General features: G+C 55.5%; 21 protein-coding genes. 4 read left to right on the top strand and 17 right to left on the bottom strand.

All coding sequences use genetic code 11. From position 1 onward, the window contains the following. Positions 1–10: 10 nt before the first annotated feature. From V6L81_RS11410 to mtnA, 15 genes are all read right to left on the bottom strand, one after another. Positions 11–1,243: a hypothetical protein gene (locus tag V6L81_RS11410; RefSeq protein ID WP_138738852.1), complete on the bottom strand. Its 1,233-nt coding sequence runs from the start codon at positions 1,241–1,243 to the stop codon at positions 11–13. 125 nt (positions 1,244–1,368) lie between these two features. Beyond that, positions 1,369–1,917, bottom strand: a complete 549-nt coding sequence (gene rfbC, locus V6L81_RS11405) for a dTDP-4-dehydrorhamnose 3,5-epimerase (protein ID WP_095025917.1) — start codon at positions 1,915–1,917, stop codon at positions 1,369–1,371. Further along, entirely contained in the window at positions 1,914–2,807 is an 894-nt protein-coding gene (gene rfbA, locus V6L81_RS11400) for a glucose-1-phosphate thymidylyltransferase RfbA (RefSeq protein ID WP_095019024.1), read from the bottom strand. Before rfbA ends, rfbC begins: the two co-directional genes overlap by 4 nt. Positions 2,808–2,972: 165 nt before the next feature. Next, positions 2,973–3,500, bottom strand: coding sequence for a transcription/translation regulatory transformer protein RfaH (gene rfaH, locus V6L81_RS11395; RefSeq protein ID WP_095019025.1), 528 nt, complete (start codon positions 3,498–3,500; stop codon positions 2,973–2,975). An 874-nt stretch (positions 3,501–4,374) separates the two neighbouring features. After that, positions 4,375–5,736 (bottom strand): Wzz/FepE/Etk N-terminal domain-containing protein, encoded by a 1,362-nt coding sequence (locus V6L81_RS11390; RefSeq protein WP_254925262.1) that lies wholly within the window; start codon positions 5,734–5,736, stop codon positions 4,375–4,377. Between the two features lie 319 nt (positions 5,737–6,055). Further along, the gene (locus tag V6L81_RS11385) at positions 6,056–6,319 is read right to left on the bottom strand and encodes a lipopolysaccharide assembly protein LapA domain-containing protein (RefSeq protein ID WP_338659930.1); all 264 of its coding nucleotides are present in this window, start codon (positions 6,317–6,319) and stop codon (positions 6,056–6,058) included. Positions 6,320–6,342: 23 nt separating this feature from the next. Next, positions 6,343–6,639 (bottom strand): integration host factor subunit beta, encoded by a 297-nt coding sequence (gene ihfB / locus V6L81_RS11380; protein WP_003447108.1) that lies wholly within the window; start codon positions 6,637–6,639, stop codon positions 6,343–6,345. Positions 6,640–6,968: 329 nt separating this feature from the next. Continuing rightward, positions 6,969–8,663 carry a 30S ribosomal protein S1 gene (gene rpsA / locus V6L81_RS11375; protein WP_016780248.1) on the bottom strand — a complete coding sequence of 565 codons (1,695 nt, stop codon included), beginning with the start codon at positions 8,661–8,663 and terminating at the stop codon, positions 6,969–6,971. Between the two features lie 123 nt (positions 8,664–8,786). Next, on the bottom strand, positions 8,787–9,473 hold the full coding sequence (cmk, locus tag V6L81_RS11370) for a (d)CMP kinase (RefSeq protein WP_083369851.1): 687 nt from the start codon (positions 9,471–9,473) through the stop codon (positions 8,787–8,789). Beyond that, on the bottom strand, positions 9,473–11,704 hold the full coding sequence (locus V6L81_RS11365) for a bifunctional prephenate dehydrogenase/3-phosphoshikimate 1-carboxyvinyltransferase (protein WP_095038554.1): 2,232 nt from the start codon (positions 11,702–11,704) through the stop codon (positions 9,473–9,475). The genes cmk and V6L81_RS11365 overlap by 1 nt, the downstream gene beginning before the upstream one ends. A gap of 4 nt (positions 11,705–11,708) precedes the next feature. Beyond that, positions 11,709–12,821, bottom strand: coding sequence for a histidinol-phosphate transaminase (hisC, locus tag V6L81_RS11360; protein WP_095002805.1), 1,113 nt, complete (start codon positions 12,819–12,821; stop codon positions 11,709–11,711). A gap of 11 nt (positions 12,822–12,832) precedes the next feature. Next, positions 12,833–13,927: a prephenate dehydratase gene (gene pheA, locus V6L81_RS11355; protein WP_016780245.1), complete on the bottom strand. Its 1,095-nt coding sequence runs from the start codon at positions 13,925–13,927 to the stop codon at positions 12,833–12,835. After that, positions 13,927–15,012 carry a 3-phosphoserine/phosphohydroxythreonine transaminase gene (gene serC / locus V6L81_RS11350; protein ID WP_095002826.1) on the bottom strand — a complete coding sequence of 362 codons (1,086 nt, stop codon included), beginning with the start codon at positions 15,010–15,012 and terminating at the stop codon, positions 13,927–13,929. The genes pheA and serC overlap by 1 nt, the downstream gene beginning before the upstream one ends. Positions 15,013–15,227: 215 nt before the next feature. Further along, positions 15,228–17,882, bottom strand: a complete 2,655-nt coding sequence (gyrA, locus tag V6L81_RS11345; protein ID WP_095002806.1) for a DNA gyrase subunit A — start codon at positions 17,880–17,882, stop codon at positions 15,228–15,230. A gap of 330 nt (positions 17,883–18,212) precedes the next feature. Further along, positions 18,213–19,289, bottom strand: a complete 1,077-nt coding sequence (gene mtnA / locus V6L81_RS11340; protein WP_095002807.1) for an S-methyl-5-thioribose-1-phosphate isomerase — start codon at positions 19,287–19,289, stop codon at positions 18,213–18,215. A gap of 107 nt (positions 19,290–19,396) precedes the next feature. Between mtnA and V6L81_RS11335 the strand changes: the two genes are divergently transcribed. The 4 genes from V6L81_RS11335 to V6L81_RS11320 all read left to right on the top strand — a co-directional run bounded on the left by V6L81_RS11335 (position 19,397) and on the right by V6L81_RS11320 (position 22,933). Beyond that, positions 19,397–20,728 (top strand): TRZ/ATZ family hydrolase, encoded by a 1,332-nt coding sequence (locus tag V6L81_RS11335; protein ID WP_095019028.1) that lies wholly within the window; start codon positions 19,397–19,399, stop codon positions 20,726–20,728. 63 nt (positions 20,729–20,791) lie between these two features. Beyond that, positions 20,792–21,490 (top strand): bifunctional 2-polyprenyl-6-hydroxyphenol methylase/3-demethylubiquinol 3-O-methyltransferase UbiG, encoded by a 699-nt coding sequence (gene ubiG / locus V6L81_RS11330; protein WP_095002809.1) that lies wholly within the window; start codon positions 20,792–20,794, stop codon positions 21,488–21,490. 3 nt (positions 21,491–21,493) lie between these two features. Beyond that, positions 21,494–22,165: an N-acetylmuramic acid 6-phosphate phosphatase MupP gene (mupP, locus tag V6L81_RS11325; protein WP_095002810.1), complete on the top strand. Its 672-nt coding sequence runs from the start codon at positions 21,494–21,496 to the stop codon at positions 22,163–22,165. Between the two features lie 27 nt (positions 22,166–22,192). Next, positions 22,193–22,933, top strand: a complete 741-nt coding sequence (locus V6L81_RS11320) for a YciK family oxidoreductase (RefSeq protein ID WP_095002811.1) — start codon at positions 22,193–22,195, stop codon at positions 22,931–22,933. Positions 22,934–23,007: 74 nt separating this feature from the next. Here the strand turns inward: V6L81_RS11320 and V6L81_RS11315 are convergent, their stop codons facing one another. Together V6L81_RS11315 and V6L81_RS11310 are read right to left on the bottom strand one after the other, a co-directional pair. Further along, entirely contained in the window at positions 23,008–23,793 is a 786-nt protein-coding gene (locus tag V6L81_RS11315; RefSeq protein WP_095019029.1) for a TenA family transcriptional regulator, read from the bottom strand. Positions 23,794–23,838: 45 nt separating this feature from the next. Next, complete coding sequence (locus tag V6L81_RS11310) at positions 23,839–26,298, bottom strand: EAL domain-containing protein (RefSeq protein WP_095020242.1); 2,460 nt, start codon at positions 26,296–26,298, stop codon at positions 23,839–23,841. Positions 26,299–26,385 lie beyond the last annotated feature (87 nt).

Here is a 26,385-nt window from a genome sequence, read left to right as displayed (position 1 = left end):
AGACACCGAACTATGACTGTGGGCCCTGCTCGCCGACCAAAAACTGATGCGACAACACGGATAGCGCGGACGTCATGATCATCCAGATCCCCCACTCGGACAGTTCGGTACTGAAAGGATGCAGCATCAACAACAGCGCAAATCCCAAAGAACCGCCGAACGCAGCGACAGAGTAGATGAAGACCTGTTTTTCTTTGTACTGGTACTTCGCATAACGCCACAGCCTTGATATAAAGATCAATAACGGTGTAAACACAAGGATCAGCAAACCTATCAATCCCAATGCACCCATGTCTCCGCCAGACGTAAGAAATGCGTTATGTACAACCATCGGCTCGCCATCCACTTGCGTAGTCGTGGATCCGAAGCCACAGCCAAACGGCATGCAGGATTCAAATTGATTTAGGCCGTCTGCCAGCATTCTAGAACGAATAGGATCACCTGCGGCGAGTCTGTCCACCACCAAGGGACTGTCATTCATATTCATAAAATCATAGCCGCTGCTGTACAGTATCAACCCCGTTGTCACTGCTATCAAACCGAGAAAGCACAGTAGCAGAGTCACTTGTGGCCTAACGTGCACACTCAACAGGAATATCAAAATCAACTCGAACAGGAAAACTATGAAGCCTGTGCGACTGGAGTCCATCACCAGCACATACAGCGCCGCCATCAGGACCAGAAGGCTAACTACTTTATTTTTCGCATCGAACAGCATGCCAATGATCACGAACCCGGCAAAAAAAGCACAGGTTTTCCATAAAACCCCGGGGTATGCAAACTGACTGCCCTGCCTTCCATCGCCCAGCTCAATATACAAGCCCACCAAAAAGTACTTAGCAAAGAAAAAACAGCAGAAACCTACGCAGATAGAGATCGCGCTGATCGAAAAGTAACTGCTTTGCTCAAGACGTTGTGAGTGTGTGTAAATGCATACAAACACCAGTCCGATGCACATCACCTTAAGGGCCTGATAGAAAGTCTGAACGTCGAGATTAACTAAGGCTGACAACCCAAAGGCGAAAAACAGCAACAAGAATCCGAGCATATAAATACCTAGCTCTCGAGACACCTTGAGGTTCAGCCTCTCCGGGGCAGCTAAAAACCCAACCAGCACAACGACACCCCAGAGCGCCCAATATCCTGTTGGCGATATTAGACTGCGCAAATCACCCAAGACGACCAACAGGCATGCACTCAGTATCACACCATAAGAAACTGCATTGCTTTTGACACTTTCCACTCACACCCACCTGCTCACTCGTGATTTAATAGTGTTTATCCTCCAAGTCACACAGTAAGCGATCCGCCATTTGCATTAACTTCTTGAAAACCTTATACCCTGCATACCAAAACCATCATCACTTTTTACGGCCGTAGCACAGGGGCGTGCTGGTCTTTCTCATTAATTATATAATCCCTCACATCCGGCCACTCTATTGCAAGATCTTCATCACACCAGAGCACACTCCGTTCCGATGTCTGATCGTAAAAATTGGTGGTTTTATAGCTGAACTTTGTATGGTCTTCCAACGCAAGAAAGCCATGTGCAAAACCCGCAGGTATCCACAACATTTTTTTATTATCCGCACTGAGTTCCAGTCCAAACCATTGACCAAAAGTCGGCGACTGCACACGAATATCGACCGCCACATCAAAAACAGCACCCTGGGTTACACTGACCAATTTCCCTTGTGCAAAAGGCTCGATTTGATAATGCAATCCACGTAGCACGCCCTTTCTGGAGCAAGACTGATTGTCTTGTACAAAGGGATCAGGAATCGGCAGCCCCAATTGCTGCAAGCCGTCTTCAAACTTGCGAGCATTGAAACTTTCCATGAACCAGCCGCGTTCATCTTCGTAAACGTCCGGCTCGATGATCACCACGCCAGGCAATGTTGATGGCATAAATTTCATGCACCGCTCCCCTCAGATAACAGCTTGCCCAGGTATTGTCCGTAACCGGTTTTTTTAAATCTTTCGGCCTGCTCAGCCAACACCTGAGAGGTTATCCAGCCATTGTTGAATGCAATTTCTTCCAGGCAAGCAACCTTCAATCCCTGGCGCTTCTCAATGGTATGGACAAAATGACTCGCCTCCAGCAGTGATTCATGGGTCCCAGTGTCAAGCCAGGCAAACCCGCGCCCCAATATTTCAACGCTCAGTTCTTTCTGTTCTAGATATGCCTGGTTGACATCGGTAATCTCAAGCTCGCCCCTTGCCGAAGGTTTGATCTTCTTCGCTATCTCAACAATCTGGTTGTCGTAGAAATACAGCCCGGTCACTGCATAGTTCGATTTGGGTTTAGGCGGTTTCTCCTCGATGCTAAGCGCCTGGCCAGAGCTGTCAAACTCCACGACGCCAAAACGCTCGGGGTCACTGACGTGATAACCAAAAACTGTAGCACCTACCGTCTTTGACATTGCTGAGCGCAAGTTGTCCGAGAAGTGCTGTCCATAGAAAATATTGTCACCCAGAATCAGGCAGACCGGATCTTGACCAATAAAGGCCTCACCAATAATAAAGGCTTGTGCCAGTCCGTCGGGACTAGGTTGTTCGGCATAACTGAGCTCAATACCATAATGACTGCCATTACCTAGCAATTTTTCAAAACTTGGCAGATCTTCCGGAGTAGAAATAATCAGAATTTCCTGTATCCCCGCCAGCATCAAAACAGACAGCGGGTAAAAGATCATCGGCTTGTCGTAGATCGGCAGCATCTGTTTAGAGACTCCCAGCGTGAGCGGATGCAGGCGCGTACCTGAGCCACCAGCAAGAATGATGCCTTTACGCTTGATCGAGATCATGTTTCAAGCACTTCCTTAATTATTCGAATGCACCACTCGCAGCGCTGGCCGGTGATGAGATAAATTTGAGTTTTAAAAAAGTACGCTACCGCCCCAGGATTCTTCGTCGATTTCCTGAGAACGGTTGTAAGACTATTGATAGCCCCGGCTTTAGTCTGCGTTTATTCAACGATTGGCGATACTCGCCAAAGGCAAGCTGATCTGTTGCTGACGATTCATCAAGTTAATAAGCAGGATGACCCGCTCTTCGCCGTCCATTGTCATGAAAATGGACTCAATACCTGCGAAACCTTGATCAAGGATGGTGACTTTATCGCCAGGGTTAAATTTGGCGATAATATGAGTACTCGCGCGACTCTGCAGCTGCATAATCAGCTCGTGACCGACTGCCAGCGGCCGACCACCAAAGGCCACCACTCGAGCTACGCCACGGGTGGAGCGTAGAGGAGCCCAGTTGGCACCTTCAGGCATATGTATAAACAAGTAGCCAGGAAACAGCGATTCCTCAGCGTAGTGCATCTGGCCACGCAGGGTTCGCTCACGCCTGCATGTGGGCCGTGAACACCCATAACCCTGGCGTATAAGGTTTTCTTCTGCACGCTCGTCCTGTCTGGGCTTGCATTGCACCAGATACCACTCGCCGGTTGTGGCCACTGTCGATTCCTGAGCTGCTGCGGTGCTGATCATGGGCATGGATAATTCATTTAGTAAGTTCTTCCGTGTTTTACCATCGTACAGTGCATGTGCCAATAACAGGGTGGCCTTCAGCTCGCCGGGATGAATGCCTCAACGAATCTGTTTTGAGTTTGATACAGGTTTGACAATTTCACTGCCACCACCCGTTCCGCCACTATTTCGCCATACCCCAAGCATATTTCTCGGCCCAATGCTTCATACCTGAAACAAAGCCGAGCAAACCATGCTGATCGGCATGGGAAAATTGCCACCCAAGGTGCTGATGCCTGCGCGAATGATACAGCGCTTGCCCTCCAATTCAACATAACCGCTTGGGTGGCCGTACTTTTGTATCTGGTCTGCGTCTGCAGAGTGTCATTCTTGACTTATGCAGAACCACTGATGAGCAGGCATCTCGGTCATGTGCTGCTTCAGCCGTCTCAGACAAGGATCAATGTGTGCCGACTCTCTGCTCAATTCCAGGCGCAATTAGCCTTAAAGCACCAACGCCAATAATTTCGGCGAGGGAGCATCACTGCACACAATCGGATCCTTGAGACCTGCCGCCAAAAAATTATGGAATGCATCCGACATGATCAGCTTGGACATGGGTAAGCATCAGCACTTTGATACCGGCAAGTACAAAGTTTTCGCGGATGCAATGCACCGATGACACCGCTGACAGTGCGCTCATTGCCCTGAAACAGACCGCCGTCGATTAACAGATTACTCAGGGTGCCCATCTGCAACTGATGGTGCGAACCCATGACGCCGTTGACGGCGCCATGTTGAAACATGAGCTGATAAGGTACAGGTTGCTCTCAGTACAGCTCCATGAAGAAGCAATTAATCCATCAACTAGTGGCTTGCAATGTGTCAGCCCAGCCCCCTATCAGCGCAGATCCTTTTGTAAAAGGTTACCAGCACCCGTCGTTTCAGTCGGATCTCTTCGGCTTTGCACCGAGAGAGGCTGCTGAAGCCCGTCACGACGCTGAGCTACAAAGTACTTGGCGATAACGATCAAGATGCCAAACAGAGCGCCCAGCACCAACCCCAACAAGGTAATCAAGGCTTTTTTTGGCTTGATTGGAGCCACGGGTTCCAGAGCCTTGCGGTCAATGGATACCAGCTTCAAATTAGTAAAATCGAGATTGCTAACCCCACCCAAACGGACAATTTCTGCACGCAGTGGCTCGACACCACTTAAAAAGAGGTCTTCATTTTGACGCAGCTTAAGAACTTCGACTTCACGGTTGCTTTGCAACAACAACAGTTCACGAGCGATCTGGGCGATACGGTTTTCGGTAAAATCGTCGTTACTACGATTCTTCAAAGCAGCACGCTCTGCCTCTAGCGCCTCTACACCAAGAAAGTACAAGGGGATCTGTTGATTGTTTATTTCGGTGCGCATAAGACTGGAATCAGCCGGTCGCGCAGAATCGCCCAAAGCGGAGGGGGTTGTAGGCTTTTGTATACCCAGCGCCTTGGCAATGCCAATGGCCTCACTCAACTGGGCCATACGATCCATGCGTCCAGTCTTGAGCTGTTGACGCAAAGCCTTGAGTTCGTCCTGCAATTGCGCGCGCTTGAGATTATCCGTCTCGAGCAAGGTAGCAATCCGCGCCTGCTTTTCGGTCTCATAGTTGGAGCGAGCAGCGTCGATCTTACCCTTGAGCTCGGTTAAACGATTATTGACGATAACCTTCAGATCGGCGGAAATTTGATCACGCTCAGCTGTAATGGCGTGATCCACAAATCCGTTAAGAATTTGCACACCGTCCACACCCTTGGGGTAGTTCAGCTCCAAGCCTATGGAAACATTAAGCGAATCAGCTTTTGTTGGATCAGGCAGAATCAGCTTAAGCGAGTCACGATTGAAATCTTCAAAACTCTGCTCCAAGGTCCGGCCCGGACGCTTGAATTGGCTGAACAGAGCCTGATTAGCTTTGAAAAAGCTCAGGCGCGTCTCATAGGACTCAAGTGATGAACCGACTTTTAACAAAGCTTCTTTAGGCGGCAAGGTGTAAACACCCGAACGATTGAGGGCATCCAGTTCGTTGATCGCGGCAGGCCGCAAGATGCTGCTCACCTGGTACTCAGGCGTCACGAAATAGGCATAACCCAATGCTGCAATGCCACAAAGCGCGCTCGTTGCAATGATGATGGATTTTTTGTTCCAGACCGCCTGAAATAAAGTGAACAGGTCCACTTCAAACGACGGATTTCCAGCGGGGATACGGGATTTGCTATTCACAACCGGGGCCTGCCTTCTAAAAGAAACTGCGGGCTCGTTATGCAGGAATTCTTACATACGCTTAACTGGCTTTTATTGTTTTAATCATCAGGCTTGAGCATCAATGCGCACCTGATAAAGCATAAAAATCACTGGCAATCGAGAGCAGCCCGCATTTTGCCAGCATTCCAGAACATTTCAATATAAGAGTGGCACAATGATGTTGTTTCCGGCTCAACGGAATGTTTGAGGCTTAAACCATTCTTTAAATACCAACTATCCAGACATTCCTTTCCCTGCCTAATGCGCCATCCATGGTGCAAATGGGATCCAGACGCGCCTAAATTGCTGGCTTGGCTTGCACCATCAGCTCGAGCTTCAGCTTGCGGGCTTTGCGACTGTAGGCTAGCCAACCCAGACCAGGGCCGATAGCCATACCTAGCAGCAGTGCGCAGATGATCAACAACGACCCAGGTAATTCGGGTGTGCGCCAGCCCAAAAACACCAATGCTACAGGCTGTTGATTTTCCAGGATAAAAATAAGCACCCCAAAAATGACAATCAGCCCAAATACCACTGACGCAGCACGCTTAAAGGTACGCATCGGCAACTCCTGTTCCCTGAAGGTTAAATGTCGTCTTCCTCATCCTCGTTCACCCGGTCTCGCAGCTCTTTGCCCGGTTTGAAATGAGGCACAAATTTTCCATCCAGGCTGACCGACTGGCCTGTCTTGGGGTTGCGGCCTACACGAGGGGCGCGGTAATGCAGGGAGAAGCTGCCAAAACCACGGATTTCAATACGATCCCCGGTCGCGAGGCATTGAGACATTTGTTCAAGCATGGTCTTGATGGCCAACTCCACATCCTTGGATGAGAGTAGCCCTTGATGGGTGACAATTCGTTCGATCAACTCCGACTTCGTCATATTTTTCCCTTCTTTTTCAAGCAGCTAGATCAGCGCTCCCAAGGTTTTAGCATGATCGAATGAATTTGAACAGCCCAGGGATTGACTTATCTTTACAACCCGCATAAGCACTGTAAAAAATCGACTCCACCACCCACCATCATAGCCATCAGGCCCAAACAGCCCATGGTCGCTCACAGGCCGCACAGCGACAGCACTCACCCTGCCCCACAGCTAGCTCCCTGACGTGCAGCAAACCGACCTACAAAAGATCCTGCTAAGCACCATCACAAATCGCAGGCACAAAAAAGGGCGACCTAAGTCGCCCTTTTTCTATGGTCAATCAGAACTTAGTTCTGTTTTTCCATTTGTGCACGCAGCAGGTCGCCCAAAGTGGTCGGACCAGCAGCAATGTCAGAGGTAGCTGGCTTGTCGCGCAGGCTCTGGATTGCTTCTTTCTCTTCAGCATCATCTTTCGACTTGATGGAGAGTTGGATTACGCGGCTCTTGCGATCAACGCTGATGATCTTGGCTTCTACTTCTTCGCCTTCTTTCAGAACGTTGCGCGCGTCTTCAACGCGGTCACGGCTGATTTCGGAGGCTTTCAGAGTCGCTTCGATATCGTTGGCCAGAGTGATGATGGCGCCTTTAGCGTCAACTTCTTTCACGATGCCCTTAACGATTGCGCCTTTGTCGTTCTCTTGTACGTACTCGGAGAACGGATCGCTTTCCAGCTGCTTGATACCCAGGGAGATGCGCTCGCGCTCTGGATCAACAGACAGGATAACGGTGTCCAGCTCGTCGCCCTTCTTGAAACGACGTACGGCTTCTTCGCCAACTTCGTTCCAGGAGATGTCGGACAGGTGAACCAGGCCGTCGATGCCGCCGTCCAGACCAATGAAGATACCGAAATCGGTGATCGACTTGATGGTGCCGGAGATTTTATCGCCCTTGTTGAACTGGCCAGAGAAATCTTCCCATGGGTTAGATTTGCACTGCTTGATGCCCAGGGAGATACGACGGCGCTCTTCGTCGATGTCCAGAACCATAACTTCCACTTCGTCGCCGACTTGTACGACTTTCGAAGGGTGGATGTTTTTGTTGGTCCAGTCCATTTCCGAAACGTGTACCAGACCTTCAACGCCTTCTTCCAGCTCTGCGAAGCAGCCGTAGTCAGTCAGGTTGGTTACACGAGCGGTAACGCGAGTGCTTTCTGGGTAACGGGCTTTGATAGCAACCCATGGATCTTCGCCCAGTTGCTTCAGGCCCAGGGAAACACGATTGCGTTCGCGATCATATTTCAGAACCTTGACATCGATCTCGTCGCCAACGTTGACGATTTCGGAAGGATGCTTGATACGCTTCCAAGCCATGTCAGTGATGTGCAGCAGGCCATCAACGCCACCCAGATCGACGAATGCGCCGTAATCGGTGAGGTTTTTGACGATACCTTTAACTTGCTGACCTTCTTGCAGCGATTCCAGCAGAGCTTCACGCTCGGCGGAGTTCTCTGCTTCCAGCACGCTGCGACGCGAAACAACTACGTTGTTGCGCTTCTGGTCCAGCTTGATGACCTTGAATTCCAGCTCTTTGCCTTCCAGGTGCGTAGTATCGCGCACTGGACGAACGTCAACCAGAGAACCTGGCAGGAACGCACGGATGCCGTTAACGTCGACAGTGAAGCCGCCTTTAACCTTACCGTTGATAACGCCCTTGACCACTTCTTCTGCTGCGAAGGCTGCTTCCAGAACGATCCAGCATTCAGCGCGCTTGGCTTTTTCACGGGACAGTTTGGTTTCGCCAAAGCCGTCTTCGACCGCGTCCAGCGCAACGTGAACTTCATCACCGATGTTGATGTTCAGTTCGCCAGCGTCGTTGTGGAACTGCTCCAGCGGGATGAGGCCTTCCGACTTCAAACCAGCGTGAACGGTAACCCAACCAGCTTGGTAATCGATATCAACGATGATAGCGGTGATGATCGAGCCAGCCTGAAGATTCAGGGTTTTTAGGCTTTCTTCAAAGAGTTCTGCAAAGCTTTCGCTCATTTTAATTCCTGTTGTTCAAGGGCGAAGGAATACGCCCATCAGCCACATTCCAGACAATGTGGGTTACGTTCATATAAAAGAAGGCATGCAGGACTATTTCTGGTCTCCTGCACGCTTTCTTGGTCATCCAGCGATATCGCGAAGTGCGATTTCGCTCATGATGCGTTCCAGCACCTGCTCGATGGACAACTCCGTGGAGTCCAGCTGTATGGCATCAGCCGCCGGCTTGAGCGGGGCTATTGCACGCTGTGTGTCACGCTCGTCGCGGGCACGAATCTCATCTAGCAGACCCGAGAGACTAACATCATCGCCCTTGGCCTTCAACTGCAAGTAACGGCGGCGGGCCCGTTCCTCAGCGCTAGCGGTCAGAAAAACCTTCAATGGCGCGTCAGGAAAGACCACGGTACCCATGTCCCGACCATCTGCAACCAGCCCCGGGAACTCAAGGAAAGCACGCTGACGCTGCAGCAACGCATCGCGAACAGCCGGCAAAGCCGCGACTTTCGAGGCTCCGGCCGCTACGGTCTCACTGCGGATGGCGTGAGTCACGTCATCACCTTCCAGAATGATCCGCGCCGGCTTACCGTCCGTCGCGCCGATGAACTGCACATCAAGATGCGCAGCCAGTTTTTCCAGCAACGCCTCGTTATCCAGGGCCACACCATGGTTACCTGCGGCAAACGCCAGCAGGCGGTACAGAGCACCGGAGTCGAGCAAATTCCACCCCAGGCGCTTGGCCAGGATGCCAGCAACCGTGCCTTTACCTGAACCGCTTGGGCCGTCGATGGTGATAACCGGTGCCGAAACCATCACGAGTTTGCCTCTTGAGCAACACGCATGCCCACTTGCTTGCACAGAGCAAGGAAGTTGGGGAAAGAAGTCGCCACGTTGGCGCAATCATGGATACGGATGGGTGCGGTTGCGCGCAACGAAGCCACACTGAAGGCCATTGCGATACGGTGATCGCCATGACCATGAACCTCACCACCGCCAATTGTGCCACCATCAATGATGATGCCATCCGGTGTCGGCTCGCACTTCACGCCCAGGGTCAGCAAGCCATCTGCCATTACCTGGATCCGGTCGGACTCCTTGACCCGCAGCTCTTCAGCACCCCGAAGGATCGTACGACCCTCAGCCACGGCCGCAGCCACAAAGAGTACCGGGAACTCGTCAATCGCCAGCGGCACCAGCTCTTCCGGAATCTCGATACCCTTGAGTTTAGCAGCCCGCACGCGCAGGTCCGCCACCGGCTCACCGCCCACTTCGCGTTGATTTTCCAGGGTGATATCCGCCCCCATCAGACGCAAGATGTCGATAACGCCGGTACGGGTCGGATTGATGCCCACATGCTCAAGCAGCAGGTCCGAGCCTGCTGCGATCGAAGCGGCGACCAGGAAGAACGCCGACGAGGAAATATCCCCCGGCACTTCGATATGGGTCGCCGTCAGCTTGTGGCCCGACTCAACCGAAGCAGTAGGACCATTAACAGTTACCGGGTATCCGAAGCCTTGCAGCATGCGCTCGGTATGGTCACGAGTCGGTGCAGGCTCGGTTACCGAGGTCTTGCCTTCTGCATACAGGCCCGCCAGCAACAGGCAGGATTTAACCTGGGCACTGGCCATCGGCAAGGTGTAATCCATGCCCTTGAGCGCATGACCACCACGAATGGTCATCGGCGGGCGACCTTCGGCAGCGGTCTCAATCACGGCACCCATTTCACGCAATGGATTGGCCACACGGTTCATCGGGCGCTTGGTCAGGGACGCATCGCCGGTCAGGGTGGTGTCGAAGCTCTGTGCTGCCAGCAGGCCGGACAACAGGCGCATCGAAGTACCCGAGTTGCCCAGGTAGATCGGGCCAGGTGGCGCTTTCAGACCGTGCAGGCCAACGCCATGAATGGTCACGCGACCATGATGCGGGCCCTCAATCACCACGCCCATGTCACGGAACGCCTGCAGCGTCGCCAGGGCATCTTCACCCTCAAGGAAACCTTCCACTTCGGTCGTACCTTCAGCCAGCGAGCCGAGCATGATCGAGCGGTGGGAAATGGATTTGTCGCCTGGTACGCGAATTCGGCCAGTTACTTGACCACCAGGATTTGCCAAAAAAATCAGATCGTTGGAATTCATAGCGTCCACATATGCCCGGCGGGCCAGGATTTTACTGAAATGCTCGCGGGCAACCCGGGCGCGAGTGAAAACGCCCAGCAATTGATGCCCATCCCCTGCATCGACCGCGTCGCGCAAAGCGTCGAGATCACTGCGAAATGTATCCAATGTGCGCAGCACTGCCTCGCGATTAGCGAGAAAAATGTCATGCCACATTACCGGGTCGCTGCCGGCGATTCTTGTGAAATCACGGAAGCCACCCGCTGCGTAACGGAAGATGTCCAGATTCTCGTTGCGCTTGGCAAGAGAGTCCACCAGCCCGAAAGCCAGCAAATGAGGTAAATGGCTGGTTGCAGCCAGTACCTCGTCATGTCGCTCGACCTGCATATGCTCGACGTCTGCCCCCAGGGCGCGCCACATCGCATCAACCAGAGCCAGCGCATCGGCATCGGTCTGAGCCACAGGCGTCAAAATCACCTTGTGCCGCTCAAACAGACTGGCATTCGAAGCTTCTACACCACTCTGTTCAGACCCGGCAATCGGATGGCCAGGTACAAAGCGCGCAGGCATGCCACCAAAGGCTTGTGCCGCTGCCCGCACAACATTGCCTTTGGCACTGCCCACATCGGTAAGCACCGCGTTACCCAGATCCATGCCCGCCAGAAGGCCGAGCATTTTTTCCATGGCCAGAATCGGCACGGCCAACTGAATCACATCTGCGCCCACGCAAGCAGCGGCCAGATTTGCTTCACAGCGATCGACCACTCCCAGCTCAACGGCCAGAACACAGGATTCGGGATCGAGATCAACACCGACCACTTCGTCGCACAGACCGCTCTCACGCATGCCCTTGGCGAAAGACCCGCCAATCAGACCCAACCCGACAACGACCAGCCGCCCTATTACAGGCCTTACAGATTGCACAGACATTACATCAACCACGAGCAAGAACCTTGGACAGCGCTTCAAGCAGGCGAGTGTTTTCCGCCGGCAAACCAATAGTGATACGCAGATGGTCAGGCATTCCGTAGTTGGCCACCGGACGCACTATGACACCTTCACGCAACAGCCCCTGATAGACGGGAGCCGCTACCTGACCGAGATCCAGCGCGATAAAATTGCCGCGCGACGGGATCCAGCCCAGGCCCAACTCACGAAAACCGTCCTGTAACTGCTGCATGCCGGCCTCGTTCAGGCGGCGGCTTTGCTCCAGGTAATCGCTGTCTTTAAGCGCCGCGCAAGCCGCAGCCAGCGCCAGACTGTTGACGTTGAATGGCTGGCGAACGCGGTTCAGCACATCGGCCACCACCGCCGTTGACAACCCATAACCCACCCGCAACGCGGCCAGGCCATAGGCCTTGGAGAACGTGCGGGAAACCAGCAGGTTGGGATACCCCGACAAAAACTCCAGACCATCGGGCAGATCACCGCCCTCTGCGTACTCGATATAAGCTTCGTCCAGCACCACAAGCACGTGTTCGGGCACGTCCTGCAAAAACTCGTTCAGCGCATCGACGCCAAACCAGGTACCGGTCGGGTTGTTCGGGTTGGCAATAAAGACCACCCGGGTATCACTGTCGATGGCAGCCAGCATGGCAGGCAGGTCATGCCCCCAGTCCTTGGCCGGCACAACGCGGGCCTGGGCACCTACCGCCTGGGTCACAATCGGATACACGGCAAATGCATGCTCACTGAACACGGCATTTAGCCCCGGCGCCAGGTAGGCACGCGCCACCAGCTCCAGAATATCGTTAGAACCGTTGCCCAGTGTTACCTGGTCAAGCTGTACGCCACACTGCTCAGCCAACAGGCTTTTCAGGGCAAAGCCATTGCCATCCGGGTAGCGCGTCAATTCGGCCAGCTCGGCACGAATGGCTTCCAGCGCCTTGGGGCTCGCACCCAAAGGGTTTTCGTTGCTGGCCAGCTTGACGATCGTGGCCGGATCCAGATCCAGTTCACGCGCCAGCTCATCCACAGGTTTACCCGGGACATAAGGCGAAAGTTGTTGTACGCCCGGCTGTGCCAGGGCGAGGAAATCACCGCTCATGTTTTATCGCCTCAGAGAACCGCTTTCGGGTAGGAACCCAATACTTTAAGCGCTACGGCTTCTTGACTGATCTGCTCCAGGACACTTTTGACCAAGGGGTCGCGGTGATGACCAGCAAAGTCGATGAAAAACACATAGGTCCATTTACCGCTACGCGAAGGACGCGTCTCAATACGCGTCAGATCGATCCCGTTCTCATGGAACGGCACCAGCAGCTCATGCAGGGCGCCAGGACGGTTGCTCATGGACACAATGATCGACGTCTTGTCATCGCCAGTGGGTGGCACTTCCTGACTGCCAATCATCAAGAACCGCGTGGAGTTGTCCGGGCGGTCTTCAATTTTTTCGGCCAGTCGGGTCAAGCCGTACAGGCCAGCAGCCATATCACCGGCAATGGCAGCGGAGTTCCACTCTCCCTTGACCCGTTTGGCCGCTTCGGCATTGCTCGACACCGCAATACGCTCGACATTCGGGTAGTGTGCATCCAGCCATTTGCGGCACTGAGCCAGCGACTGGGCGTGGGAGTAAATGCGGCTGATACTGTCCGTTTTGGTGTTTTCGCCGACCAGCAGGTGATGGTGGATGCGCAGCTCTACTTCACCGCAGATCACCATGTCATGCTCAAGGAAGCTGTCGAGAGTGTGGTTGACTGCGCCTTCTGTGGAGTTTTCCACTGGCACCACGCCAAAATTCACTGCACCGGCAGCCACTTCGCGGAATACTTCGTCAATGGCAGCCATCGGCTTGCTGATCACGGCATGCCCAAAGTGCTTCATGGCCGCAGCCTGGGTAAAGGTACCCTCGGGGCCGAGATAAGCCACTTTCAGCGGCTGCTCCAGCGCCAGGCACGAGGACATGATTTCGCGGAACAACCGCGCCATCTCTTCGTTGCCCAACGGGCCTTTATTGCGCTCCATAACGCGCTTGAGCACCTGAGCCTCACGCTCAGGCCGGTAAAATACCGGCACTTCACCCTCAGCCAGGGAAGCCATCTTGACCCGCGCCACTTCCTGGGCACAACGCGCCCGCTCGCTGATAAGCTCCAGGACTTTTTCGTCCAGACTGTCGATACGCAGGCGCAGCGCCTTGAGTTCTTGCTCGGACATTAGCCGTGTTCCTTTTCGAACTCTGCCATGTAAGCCACCAGCGCGTTAACCGCGTTGATATCCACAGCGTTATAGATCGATGCGCGCATACCACCAACGGAGCGGTGCCCCTTGAGGTTCAGCAGCCCGCGTGCTTCAGCGCCTGCCAGGAATGGCTTGTCGAGGCGATCGTCCGCCAGACGGAACGGGACGTTCATCCACGAGCGATCAGAAAGGTTGATCGGGTTGCTGTACAGGCCACTGGCGTCGATAAAGTCGTACAAGGTACGTTTTTTCACTTCATTGAGCTTGCCGATTGCCTCGACACCGCCCTGCTCCTTGAGCCATTCGAATACCAGACCTGACAGGTACCAGGCCAGGGTCGGCGGCGTGTTGTACATCGAGCCGTTGTCAGCCGCGACCTTGTAATCGAGCATGGTCGGGCAGATCGAACGCGCACGACCCAGCAGATCTTCGCGAATGATATTGACCACGATGCCACTTGGGCCGATGTTTTTCTGGGCACCCGCGTAGATCATGCCAAAACGGGACACATCAACCGGGCGCGACAGAATATCCGAAGACATGTCAGCGACCAATGGCACATCGCCAGTCTCAGGGATCCAGTTGAATTCCAGACCGCCGATGGTTTCGTTTGGCGCGTAATGAACGTAGGCCGCGTCTTTCGACAGATTCCACTCATTCTGACCAGGAATCGCGAAGTAATCGTAAGGTTTGGCGGTTGCTGCCACGTTGACGTGACCGAAACGCGACGCCTCTTCAATGGCCTTCTGCGACCAGATACCGGTATCGATGTAATCCGCCTTGCCATTTTCAGGCAACAGATTCAGCGGGATCTGGGCAAACTGTTGGCTGGCACCGCCTTGCAGAAACAGGACTTTGTAGTTCGAGGGAATAGACAGCAGGTCACGCAGATCCTGCTCAGCCTTGGTCGCAATGGACACGAACTCATCGCTGCGATGGCTCATTTCCATGACCGAGAGGCCCTTGCCATGCCAGTCGAGCAACTCGGACTGGGCACGCAACAGAACAGCTTCAGGTAGCGCAGCAGGACCTGCGCAGAAGTTATAGGCTCGTTTGCTCACTTCCACTCTCACTCTGATTTGGTGGTCACGCAATAAATCAACTCTCGACACATTGTTGCTTGTAGAAGCGGGCTTGCTAGCGATACGGGCAGTAATGTCTATCTGACATACCGCGCTGATGCCATCGCGAGCAGGCTCGCTCCCACAGTGTCGCAAACTTTCATACTGGACATACAACAAGGGGGCGAATTCTCATCCGCCCCCTGTGTGTCCGCTTATTCCTGCGGCTCTTCGTCAGCGCCAGCCTCTAGCGGCTGCTCGTCGTCTGCGCCATCCTGGATGGCCTCACCGTCGAACTCTGCACCGCCTTCATCTTCGAGCTCTTCGCCTTCAACTTCAGAAGGCTCCTGAACCCGCTCAAGCCCTACCAGCGTTTCGTCACTGGCCAGCTTGATCAAGGTGACGCCCTGGGTATTACGACCCAGGCTCGACACTTCGTCGACGCGCGTACGTACCAGAGTGCCCTGATCCGAAATCAACATGATTTCTTCACCGTCCTGCACCTGAACCGCACCGACCAGACGGCCATTACGCTCGTTGCTGACCATGGCGATAACACCCTGGCCGCCACGCTTGTACTCTGGGAACTCGCTGATCGCCGTACGCTTGCCATAGCCACGCGCCGAAGCGGTAAGGATCTGGCTACCCTCCTCAGGGATCAGCATGGAAATCAGCTTCTGCCCTTCTGGCAGACGCATGCCGCGTACACCGCGGGCAGTACGACCCATGGCACGGACATCGGACTCTTTGAAGCGAGTCACCTTGCCACCGTCGGAGAACAGCATGACTTCACGCTCGCCATCGGTGATCGCGGCGCTGATCAGCACGTCGCCTTCGTCCAGTTCCAGCGCGATCAAGCCTACGCTGCGCTGACGACTGAAGGCTTCCAGAGGGGTCTTCTTCACGGTGCCGTTGGCGGTCGCCATAAAGATGAAGTGACCCTCGGTGTACTCTTCGACCGGCAGCATGGTGGTGATGTATTCACCCTCATCCAGCGGCAGCAGGTTCACCAGCGGACGACCACGGGCAGCGCGGGACGCCTCAGGAATTTCATAGGTCTTCAGCCAGTACACCTTGCCCTTGCTGGAGAACAGCAGCAGCGTGGTGTGACTGTTGGCAACCAGCAGGTGAGCGATGTAGTCCTCATCCTTGACGCCAGTAGCCGACTTGCCTTTACCGCCACGACGCTGGGCCTGGTACGCAGCCAATGGCTGGGTCTTGGCATAGCCACCGTGGGAAATGGTCACAACGCGCTCTTCTTCCGGGATCATGTCACCCAGGGTCAGATCAAGACGGTGATCCAGGATTTCGGTACGACGCACATCGCCGTATTCGGCGCGAATGACTTCCAGCTCTTCGCGGATCACTTCCATCAGGCGCACGGCGCTATTGAGGATGCGGATCAGCTCACCGATCTGGTTGAGAATTTCCTGGTACTCGGCCAGCAGCTTTTCGTGCTCCAGACCGGTCAAGCGGTGCAGGCGCAACTCAAGAATGGCCTGGGCCTGCTCCGGCGACAGGAAGTATTTGCCATCACGCAGACCGTATTGCGGATCGAGGTTTTCCGGACGGCACGAATCGGCACCGGCGCGCTCAACCATGGCCACTACCGCTGTCGACTCCCAAGGGGTGCTGATCAGCGCTTCCTTGGCTTCGGACGGGGTTGGCGAGGCCTTGATCAGTGCAATGACCGGATCGATGTTGGACAGGGCTACGGCCTGGCCTTCAAGGATATGGCCTCGCTCGCGGGCTTTGCGCAGCTCGAAAACAGTACGACGGGTGACCACTTCTCGACGGTGACGTACGAAAGCTTCGAGCAGGTCCTTGAGGTTCAGGATGCGCGGGCGGCCATCGATCAGCGCAACGATGTTGATACCGAAAACACTTTGCAGCTGGGTCTGGGCATAAAGGTTATTGAGAATAACCTCCGGCACCTCACCACGGCGCAGCTCGATCACAACGCGCATGCCGTCTTTGTCAGACTCGTCACGCAGCTCGGTGATGCCTTCTAGCTTCTTCTCTTTTACCAGCTCGGCGATCTTTTCGATCAGGCGAGCCTTGTTCAGCTGGTACGGCAGTTCGGTGATGACGATCTGTTGACGACCACCGACCTTGTCGATGTCTTCGATCATCGAGCGGGCGCGCATGTAAATGCGGCCACGGCCCGTGCGATAGGCTTCGATGATACCGGCACGGCCGTTGATGATGGCGGCAGTCGGGAAGTCCGGGCCCGGGATGAACTGCATCAGTTCATCGATGCTCAGTTCCGGGTTGTCGATCAGCGCCAGGCAGCCGTCGATGACTTCACCCAGGTTATGCGGCGGAATATTGGTGGCCATACCCACGGCGATACCGCTTGAGCCGTTGACCAGCAAGTTGGGAATTCGTGTCGGCATGACGGCCGGGATCATTTCCGTGCCGTCGTAGTTCGGCACCCAGTCCACGGTCTCTTTGTGCAAGTCGGCCAGCAATTCGTGGGCCAGCTTGGTCATGCGCACTTCGGTGTATCGCATGGCCGCAGCGTTGTCGCCGTCGACCGAACCGAAGTTGCCCTGACCGTCTACCAGCAGGTAGCGCAGGGAGAATGGCTGAGCCATTCGAACGATGGTGTCGTAAACAGCAGTATCACCATGCGGGTGATACTTACCGATTACGTCACCGACCACACGGGCAGATTTCTTGTACGGCTTGTTCCAGTCGTTGTTCAGTTCGCTCATCGCAAACAGCACACGCCTGTGCACGGGCTTCAAGCCATCGCGCGCATCAGGCAGTGCCCGCCCGACAATTACGCTCATTGCGTAGTCGAGGTAGGACTGTTTCAGCTCGTCTTCGATATTGACCGGGAGGATTTCTTTGGCCAGTTCGCCCATGAGAAGCCTGATTCCTTTTTCGGGTGAAACTTCGCCACATCCATTCGGGACGAACGAAGCTCGCCGCCGCTGGCCACGTGCCACGCAACGACTTACGACAAATCAACAAGTTATGTCACGGATTTGCGCAGTAAGGGCAACCCTTGCGGGTCACCCTGGAAACCGCCGAATGTTATCACAATCGCCGCCACGCACCTATCCCTCAGATGCGCATGGAGCGTAGTAATTACGACGTTTATCGGCCTGAAGGGCCCCAGAGGGACTCTGGAGGCGATTTGAAGCACCCGCATTCCTCTTCGCGACCTTCGGCAGCGATGACAGGCTTGCGTTTCAATGCAAGCGCTTGCGGCACATCAATTGCGCCATCTTCGCCGCATCCGGGCGTTCAATCACACCCTTCTCGGTGACAATCACATCGATCAGGTCCGCAGGCGTCACATCAAACACCGGGTTGAAGGCCTGCACATCCGCGCCGACCCGCTTGCCACCCACTTCCAGCAGTTCGCGGCCGTCACGCTCCTCAATCGGGATGTCATCACCCGAGGCCAGATCCATGTCGATGGTCGAGCTCGGGGCCACCACCATAAAGCGCACGCCGTGGTGCATGGCGTTGACCGCCAGTTGGTAGGTGCCGATCTTGTTCGCCACATCGCCATTCGCAGTGATGCGGTCAGCGCCCACGATCACCCAGGTGACGCCTTTGGTTTTCATGATATGCGCTGCTGCCGAATCGACATTCAGCACCACCGGGATGCCTTCATTGGCCAGCTCCCACGCAGTCAGGCGCGAACCCTGCAGCCAGGGCCGGGTTTCGTCGGCATAGACCTGCTCGATCATGCCTTCGAGCCAGGCCGCCCGGATGACCCCCAGCGCCGTACCAAAGCCGCCTGTGGCCAGGGCTCCGGTGTTGCAGTGGGTCAGCACCGCCTGGGCATTGCCCTGATGGCGGCGAATGACATCGACACCCAACTGCGCCATGGTCAGATTGGCCTCGCGATCACTTTCGTGGATGGCAACAGCCTCTGCCTCAAGCACCTGCAATACATCCGCGCGGTTTTGGCTTCGAGCCAGACGTTCGCGCATGCGATTCAAGGCCCAGAACAGGTTCACTGCCGTAGGACGCGAGTCCGCCAGCAGGGTGAAGTCCTCTTCCAGCGCTGCCAGCCAGTCACCACCTGCAGCCTTGCGCACACGTGCAGCCAGCACCACGCCATAGGCCGCCGCGATACCGATTGCCGGGGCGCCGCGCACGACCATGTCGCGAATCGCTTGCGCCACACCGTCAACGCCGGTGTACGCCAACCAGCTCTCTTCAAAGGGCAGAATGCGTTGATCCAGCAGATACAGGGCGTCATCCCGCCAATCGATGGCCTTAACCTTTTCCGCAGCCAACAGTCGATCGCGCATGCCTTCCCCCATTACCTGGTAACAAAGCGGCCGATTATAGCGAGCCCACCCCCAAGACGCTCGGGTATACTTCGCCTCCTTTTATAACGCACTGGAATCAGTTTTCGATGCCGACCCCAACCACGCCCCTGGACTTACTGCTGTTACCCACCTGGCTGGTGCCTGTAGAACCGGCCGGTGTCGTACTCAAGGATCACGGCGTGGGCATTCGCGACGGCTGCATTGTGTTCATCGGCCCGCGCGAACAGGCGCTGAAGCTCACCGCCACGCAAACCCGCGAGCTGCCGGACATGCTGCTCAGCCCGGGGCTGATCAACGCGCACGGGCACGCGGCCATGACGCTGTTCCGCGGCATGGCCGACGACCTGCCCCTGATGACCTGGCTCGAACAGCATATCTGGCCGGCCGAGGGCAAATGGGTCGATGAGCAGTTCGTGCGCGACGGCACCAACCTGGCCATCGCCGAACAGCTCAAGGGCGGCATCACCTGTTTCAGCGACATGTATTTTTTCCCGAAAGTTGCCAGCGAGTGCGTGCACAAGAGCGGTATCCGTGCACAAATCGCCATTCCGATTCTCGACTTTCCGATTCCCGGCGCCAGCAGCGCAGACGAATCCCTGCGCCAGGCCGTCGAACTGTTTGCCGACCTGAAGTTTCACCCGCGGATCAAAATTGCCTTCGGCCCCCATGCGCCTTACACCGTAAGCGACGACAACCTGGAGAAAATCCGGGTCATCGCCGACGAGCTGGATGCCGCCATTCATATGCACGTTCACGAAACCGCCTTCGAAGTGCATCAGGCCGTCGAGCAACACGCCGAACGCCCGATGGCCCGCCTCGCCCGCCTGGGCTTGCTGGGCCCGCGCTTCCAGGCCGTACACATGACCCAGATCAGCGATGACGACCTGGCCATGCTGGTAGAAAGCAACTCCAGCGTGGTTCATTGCCCCGAGTCCAACCTCAAACTGGCCAGTGGCTTCTGCCCGGTGGAGCGCCTGTGGCAAGCCGGAGTCAATGTGGCGGTGGGTACCGACGGTGCGGCCAGCAACAATGACCTCGATCTGCTCGGCGAAACCCGCACCGCCGCCTTGCTGGCCAAGGCCGTTGCAGGCTCTGCCACCGCGCTGGACGCCCACCGCGCACTGCGCATGGCCACCCTCAATGGCGCGCGCGCCCTGGGCATTGAAAGCGACACCGGCTCGATCGAAATCGGCAAGGCCGCCGACCTGGTAGCCTTTGACCTCAGCGGTCTGGCCCAGCAACCGGTCTACGACCCCGTTTCGCAGTTGATCTACGCCACAGGCCGCGATTGCGTTAAACATGTGTGGGTCGCAGGCAAGCAGTTGCTCGAGGATCGACACCTGACCCGCCTGGACGAGCAGCAACTCTGCGCAACCGCAAGGGCCTGGGGCGAACGCATAAGCGGCCATACTCATTGATTCAGTACCTTCGGGCCTGCGCCCGGAGCTTTACCAGATTATTCAGCTTTAGAGGATTTACCCATGAGCAACGTTGACCACGCCGAGATCGCCAAATTCGAAGCGCTAGCCCATCGCTGGTGGGACCGTGAGAGCGAGTTCAAGCCGCTGCACGACATCAACCCGCTGCGCGTCAACTGGATTGACGAGCGCGTACAACTGGCTGGCAAAAAAGTCCTCGACGTCGGCTGCGGCGGCGGCATTCTCAGCGAGTCGATGGCTCAGCGCGGCGCCACCGTAATGGGCATCGACATGGGCGAAGCCCCGCTGGCCGTGGCACAGCTGCATCAGCTCGAGTCCGGCGTAAACGTTGAGTACCGCCAGGTCACTGCTGAAGATCTTGCTGAAGAAATGCCCGGGCAGTTCGATGTAGTCACCTGCCTCGAAATGCTTGAGCATGTACCCGACCCGTCGTCGGTGATCCGCGCCTGCTACAAAATGGTCAAGCCCGGTGGCCAGGTGTTCTTCTCGACCATCAACCGCAACCCCAAGTCCTATCTGTTCGCTATCCTCGGTGCGGAATACATACTCAAGCTGATCCCCCGTGGCACCCATGACTTCAAAAAATTCATTCGCCCTTCCGAGCTGGGCGCCTGGAGCCGCCAGGCCGGATTGAGCGTCAAGGACATCATCGGCCTGACCTACAACCCACTGACCAAGCACTACAAGCTGGCCGCCGATGTTGACGTCAACTACATGATCCAGACCCTTCGCGAGGAGTAACACATGCGTTTAAGAGCAGTTCTTTTTGACATGGACGGCACCCTGCTCGACACCGCGCCGGACTTTATCGCCATCTGCCAGGCCATGCGCGCCGATCGCGACCTGCCTCCCGTCGCAGACAAACTTATCCGCGACGAGATTTCCGGCGGTGCACGCGCCATGGTGGCAGCGACCTTCAACATGGACCCTGACGCACCTGGCTTTGAAGAGCTGCGTCAGGAGTTCCTGGAGCGCTATCAGCGCGATTGCGCAGTCCATACCAAGCTGTTTGATGGCATGGAAGAGTTGCTCGCCGATATCGAAAAGGCCCATCTGGTGTGGGGCGTCGTCACCAACAAACCGGTGCGGTTCGCCCAGCCAATCATGGAGCGCCTGGGCCTGGCCGAGCGCTCGGCGCTGCTGATTTGCCCCGACCACGTCAAAAACAGCAAGCCAGACCCCGAGCCGCTGATTCTGGCCTGCAAAATGCTCGACCTTGACCCGGCCAGCGTACTGTTTGTAGGCGATGACCTGCGCGATATCGAGTCCGGGCGCGATGCCGGGACCAAAACTGCAGCCGTGCGCTTTGGTTATATCCACCCTGACGACAACCCTGATCACTGGGGTGCGGACGTGGTGGTCGATCATCCGGCCGAACTGCGCAAAGTGCTGGATAACGCGATGTGCAGCTGCTAACGATGACCGATTTTGTTGAGGTTTTTTATGTTTGATTATTCAGCCCGCCCCAACCTGCTCCAGGATCGGGTGATCCTGGTTACCGGCGCCGGTCGCGGCATCGGCGCTGCTGCAGCCAGGACCTATGCCGCACACGGCGCAACCGTATTGCTGCTGGGCAAGACCGAAGCCAACCTAAGCCAGGTCTACGACGAAATCGAAGCTGCGGGCCATCCGCAGCCAGTGGTTATCCCGTTCAACCTCGAAACCGCCCAACCCCATCAATACGATGAGCTGGCCGCCATGATCGAGACCGAGTTCGGCCGCCTTGACGGGCTGCTGCACAACGCTTCGATCATTGGTCCGCGCACGCCGCTGGAGCAGCTATCGGGGGAAAATTTCATGCGCGTGATGCATATCAACGTCAATGCCATGTTTATGCTCACCAGCACCCTGCTACCCCTGCTCAAGCTGTCGCAGGACGCCTCGGTGATCTTCACTTCCAGCAGTGTCGGGCGCAAAGGCCGTGCTTACTGGGGTGCCTATGGCGTCTCCAAGTTCGCCACCGAAGGCTTGATGCAAACCCTGGCCGACGAAGTCGACGGCGTGGCCCCGGTACGTGCCAACAGCATCAACCCCGGCGCGACCCGCACCAGCATGCGCGCCCTGGCCTATCCGGGTGAAAACCCCGAGAACAATCCAGAGCCACACGAAATCATGCCGGTTTACCTGTACCTGATGGGCCCGGACAGTACCGGGATCAACGGGCAGGCTTTCAACGCACAGTAACAGGGCTACAAACAAAAACCGCGGGCTGCATCCCATGCAGCCCGCGGTTTTTTTATGCACTGAAAAGCCGGTGTTCAGCTCTCGACCAGTTCCCGATGCTCACGCGCCACAGCGGCCTTGTCGAACAACAGGCAACTTTGCAGAAACAAATACATATAGTCGTAGCTCTTGCAGATGGCTTTGCGCAGTTCAGTGATCTGCTCCTGGCTCGGATTCATTCCCACGAGGGTACAGACAATTTCCAGCGCCTCCCAGGGATGCTCGTCATCGTACTGGGCGTGCATCTTCAGCCACTTCATCGCGCGCTTGCGTTGATCGACCGCAAACGACTCTTCATAGATATCGGCCGAGCAGACAATCGCCGCCCACTCACCCACGGCACCCTCGATGGCGTAGTTGGTGGCAGCCATCGCCACGGCCAGCGAATCCTTGGAACAGCTATGCCAGCACCAGTCGTTCAGCGCCTGAAACTCGGCAGGCAGGTCCTGGGCATTGAGGTCTTCAAGGCTGACCCCGTGCGCCAGCGCCCAGTTCACCCAATAGTCGGCATGATTAAGCTCGACCCGGATATTGCGAATCAACCAGCGGCGAGCCATGTCTTCGCCAGGGTGACGCCCGTAGCGGGTCTTGCCCAGGTTATGGCCCATGTACAACGAAAACTGCTCGACTACCGGCCAGCCGCCCACGAGAAACATGCGCATTGCTCTGGGGCTCAAGGTGTTGTCACGCATGCGCTTGTAAATTTCGTGTTTGACTGCCCGACGTTTGCTTTCGCTACAGTCCCGAATCAACTGCCGGGCCCACTGGGGGTAACTGGCTTCCTCCATAAGAGGCCCCGTTCGGTTGAAGACTTCACTCACAATCCAAATCCTTTTTGATAATAGACTTTAGAAATGTAGAACAGATCAACGCAACGTGCCCGGGGACTTCAATGTCAACGCCCGGGCACGCTGAGGACGCTGCAACAAACTATCGAACGTGAATAACTGTGGCCGCTGGACAATATAGCCCTGCGCATAATCAACGCCGATTTCAATCAAGGCCTCTTCAATCTGCGTGCTTTCAACAAACTCGGCAATCGTGCGTTTGCCCATGACATGGCCAATATGATTAATGACTTCCACCATGGCACGATTGATCGGGTCGTCCAACATGTCCTTGACGAAACTGCCGTCGATCTTCAAAAAGTCGACAGGAAGATGTTTCAAATAGGCAAATGAGGACATCCCGGCACAAAAGTCATCCAGCGAAAAGTGACAACCCAGGGTTTTAAGATCATTGATAAAACGGATGGCATTACCCAGGTTGGCAATTGCACTGGTTTCAGTAATTTCAAAACAGATGAGTTTTGGCGACACGCCGTAACAGTCAAATTGTTCATGCAAAAACGCAAGAAAGTCATCATCGCCAATGGTTGACCCAGACAGGTTGATCGCACACATGGCCATTGGCCGCCCACCCGCCTGGGCTGAACATTCCGCAATGATCCTGAACACATTTTCGACCACCCAGCGGTCTATCGAACTCATCAAGCCATAACGTTCCGCCGCAGGAATAAAACTGTCGGGGAATACAATGCGACCGTTTTCATCTTGCAGGCGCAACAGAATCTCGATATGCCCGCCCCCGTCCTGCACAGGTCCCAGGGGGGTTATTTCCTGGGCATACAGACTGAAACGGTTTTCTTCCAGTGCGACATGCAAGCGCTGCACCCAGGCCATTTCACCAAAGCGCAATGACAACTCCGTGTCATCCACATGATAAACTTGCACCCGGTTACGGCCCTTTTCCTTGGCCATATAACAGGCCATGTCCGCAGCCCGCATCAAAGACTCAAGGGTGACTGGCGCTTTATGGATATGCACAAGGCCGATGCTGATGGTGCTCATGAACGGGCGCCCTTTCCAGGCAAAATGCAGGCTTTGCACCGCCTGACGCAAACCGCCGGCGATTTTTTCCGCCATGTCCACCGGGCAGTTTTCCAGCAGGATGCCAAACTCATCCCCACCCAGCCGGGCCAGGGTATCGCCTTCACGCAGGCCGGTACGCAGCAAGGTACAAATATGCCGCAACAGCTCATCACCCGCCGCGTGACCGCAGGTGTCATTGACCAGCTTGAACTGGTCCAGATCAAGAAACATCAGGGCATGCCGGCCCTGCTGGCGCCCCAGGTTCTTCAGTACCAACTCCAGGCGGTATTCGAACTCACGTCGGTTGGCCAGCCCGGTCAGTGCATCATGGGTCGCCTGCCAGGACAGGTTGGCAATGTACTGGCGCTCCTGGGTCATGTCATGCAGCACCAGCACTGCGCCACTGACATCGCCATCGTGAAGGATTGGCGCACCCACAAGGGTTACCGCAACGGTACTGCCATCCATGCGTTGAATCTGCCGGGAGTGCTCGCGACTGTTACCCAGCTCGCCAGTGAGAATACGCTCGACCAGCCTGGGGCCTTCGTCCTGATCGTTGTCATCAAGCAACTTGAACAGCGCAGCCAGGGAAATGCCTTGCGCCTGCTCGGACTTCCACTGGGTCAAGTTCTCGGCCGCAGGGTTCATATAGGCAATCGCGCCATTGACGTCGGTGGTGATAACACCGTCGCCAATCGACTGCAGGGTGATTTGCGCCCGCTCTTTTTCCAGCTGCAGCGCCTCGGCAAAAGCACGGCTCTGCTTGAGCACTTTATGGGTGCGCTTGAGTACCAGCAGGATCAGCGCCACCGCCGTGACCAGGTTTATGACCACCAGCAACCGCCAGATAAAGCGCGAGCCTTCACCCAGCGCATCACTGAAAGCCTTGGCAGAAGGCGCAATACCCTCGTTGATGGCGAAAATCTCGTCTTCCCAGCGCTGGGACTCCGCAGCATCGGCATTGCCGGCGAGGATGGCCTTGTGCATCTCCTGGGCCAGATTGTCGAGCTTGAGCAGGTAAGCATCACCTATGGCCCACTTCTCGATGGCGGTTTCCATATAGCTTACATGGCGGAAGTAGCGGTAAAACCAGATAATGCTCGAGGCATCTTGCGCGCTGTTGCCGCCCTGCAGAATGCCTTCGCGGGCAGCGACTTCATTGGGTGGGGACTCATCCATCGCCAGGCGTAACTTATGGTCGCCCTGGGGAACACTTATGGCCTGTGTGTATTTTTCGTAATAAACCGGGTCATGGGTATCGGAATACAGATAGAGAAAGTAGATGGCGTCCTTCTGCCCCTTGGACCATAAACTTTCGCCACCGACATAACTCCTCACGGCAGAAAGCATATACAGACTCACGCACCCCAATAACGCCTGGAACAGCACGACAGCAATAAAAGGCCAAACAATGCCCAATAAGCGTGGTGTACCAAGGGGGCGTTTAGATTTCATGAGTTCCCTTTGCTTCATGGAGTCAAATGAAAACCAGAGAGAAAATCTCACTACAAGTCAGCCTAGGCCAATTTTTCAAAAATTGAG

The organism is Pseudomonas bubulae (assembly GCF_037023725.1).
In the GTDB taxonomy this organism is placed as follows: Bacteria; Pseudomonadota; Gammaproteobacteria; order Pseudomonadales; family Pseudomonadaceae; genus Aquipseudomonas; species Aquipseudomonas bubulae.
This window is presented reverse-complemented; position numbering and strand designations above follow the sequence as displayed.

Bases quoted from the DNA above. Each gene is read 5' to 3' on its own strand.
- rfbC (WP_095025917.1), bottom strand. From the start codon at position 1,917: ATGAAATTTATGCCATCAACATTGCCTGGCGTGGTGATCATCGAGCCG.
- rfbA (WP_095019024.1), bottom strand. From the start codon at position 2,807: ATGATCTCGATCAAGCGTAAAGGCATCATTCTTGCTGGTGGCTCAGGT.
- rfaH (WP_095019025.1), bottom strand. From the start codon at position 3,500: ATGCCCATGATCAGCACCGCAGCAGCTCAGGAATCGACAGTGGCCACA.
- V6L81_RS11385 (WP_338659930.1), bottom strand. From the start codon at position 6,319: ATGCGTACCTTTAAGCGTGCTGCGTCAGTGGTATTTGGGCTGATTGTC.
- ihfB (WP_003447108.1), bottom strand. From the start codon at position 6,639: ATGACGAAGTCGGAGTTGATCGAACGAATTGTCACCCATCAAGGGCTA.
- rpsA (WP_016780248.1), bottom strand. From the start codon at position 8,663: ATGAGCGAAAGCTTTGCAGAACTCTTTGAAGAAAGCCTAAAAACCCTG.
- cmk (WP_083369851.1), bottom strand. From the start codon at position 9,473: ATGGTTTCGGCACCGGTTATCACCATCGACGGCCCAAGCGGTTCAGGT.
- V6L81_RS11365 (WP_095038554.1), bottom strand. From the start codon at position 11,704: ATGTCTGTGCAATCTGTAAGGCCTGTAATAGGGCGGCTGGTCGTTGTC.
- hisC (WP_095002805.1), bottom strand. From the start codon at position 12,821: ATGAGCGGTGATTTCCTCGCCCTGGCACAGCCGGGCGTACAACAACTT.
- pheA (WP_016780245.1), bottom strand. From the start codon at position 13,927: ATGTCCGAGCAAGAACTCAAGGCGCTGCGCCTGCGTATCGACAGTCTG.
- gyrA (WP_095002806.1), bottom strand. From the start codon at position 17,882: ATGGGCGAACTGGCCAAAGAAATCCTCCCGGTCAATATCGAAGACGAG.
- mtnA (WP_095002807.1), bottom strand. From the start codon at position 19,289: ATGCGCGATCGACTGTTGGCTGCGGAAAAGGTTAAGGCCATCGATTGG.
- V6L81_RS11335 (WP_095019028.1), top strand. From the start codon at position 19,397: ATGCCGACCCCAACCACGCCCCTGGACTTACTGCTGTTACCCACCTGG.
- ubiG (WP_095002809.1), top strand. From the start codon at position 20,792: ATGAGCAACGTTGACCACGCCGAGATCGCCAAATTCGAAGCGCTAGCC.
- mupP (WP_095002810.1), top strand. From the start codon at position 21,494: ATGCGTTTAAGAGCAGTTCTTTTTGACATGGACGGCACCCTGCTCGAC.
- V6L81_RS11320 (WP_095002811.1), top strand. From the start codon at position 22,193: ATGTTTGATTATTCAGCCCGCCCCAACCTGCTCCAGGATCGGGTGATC.
- V6L81_RS11310 (WP_095020242.1), bottom strand. From the start codon at position 26,298: ATGAAATCTAAACGCCCCCTTGGTACACCACGCTTATTGGGCATTGTT.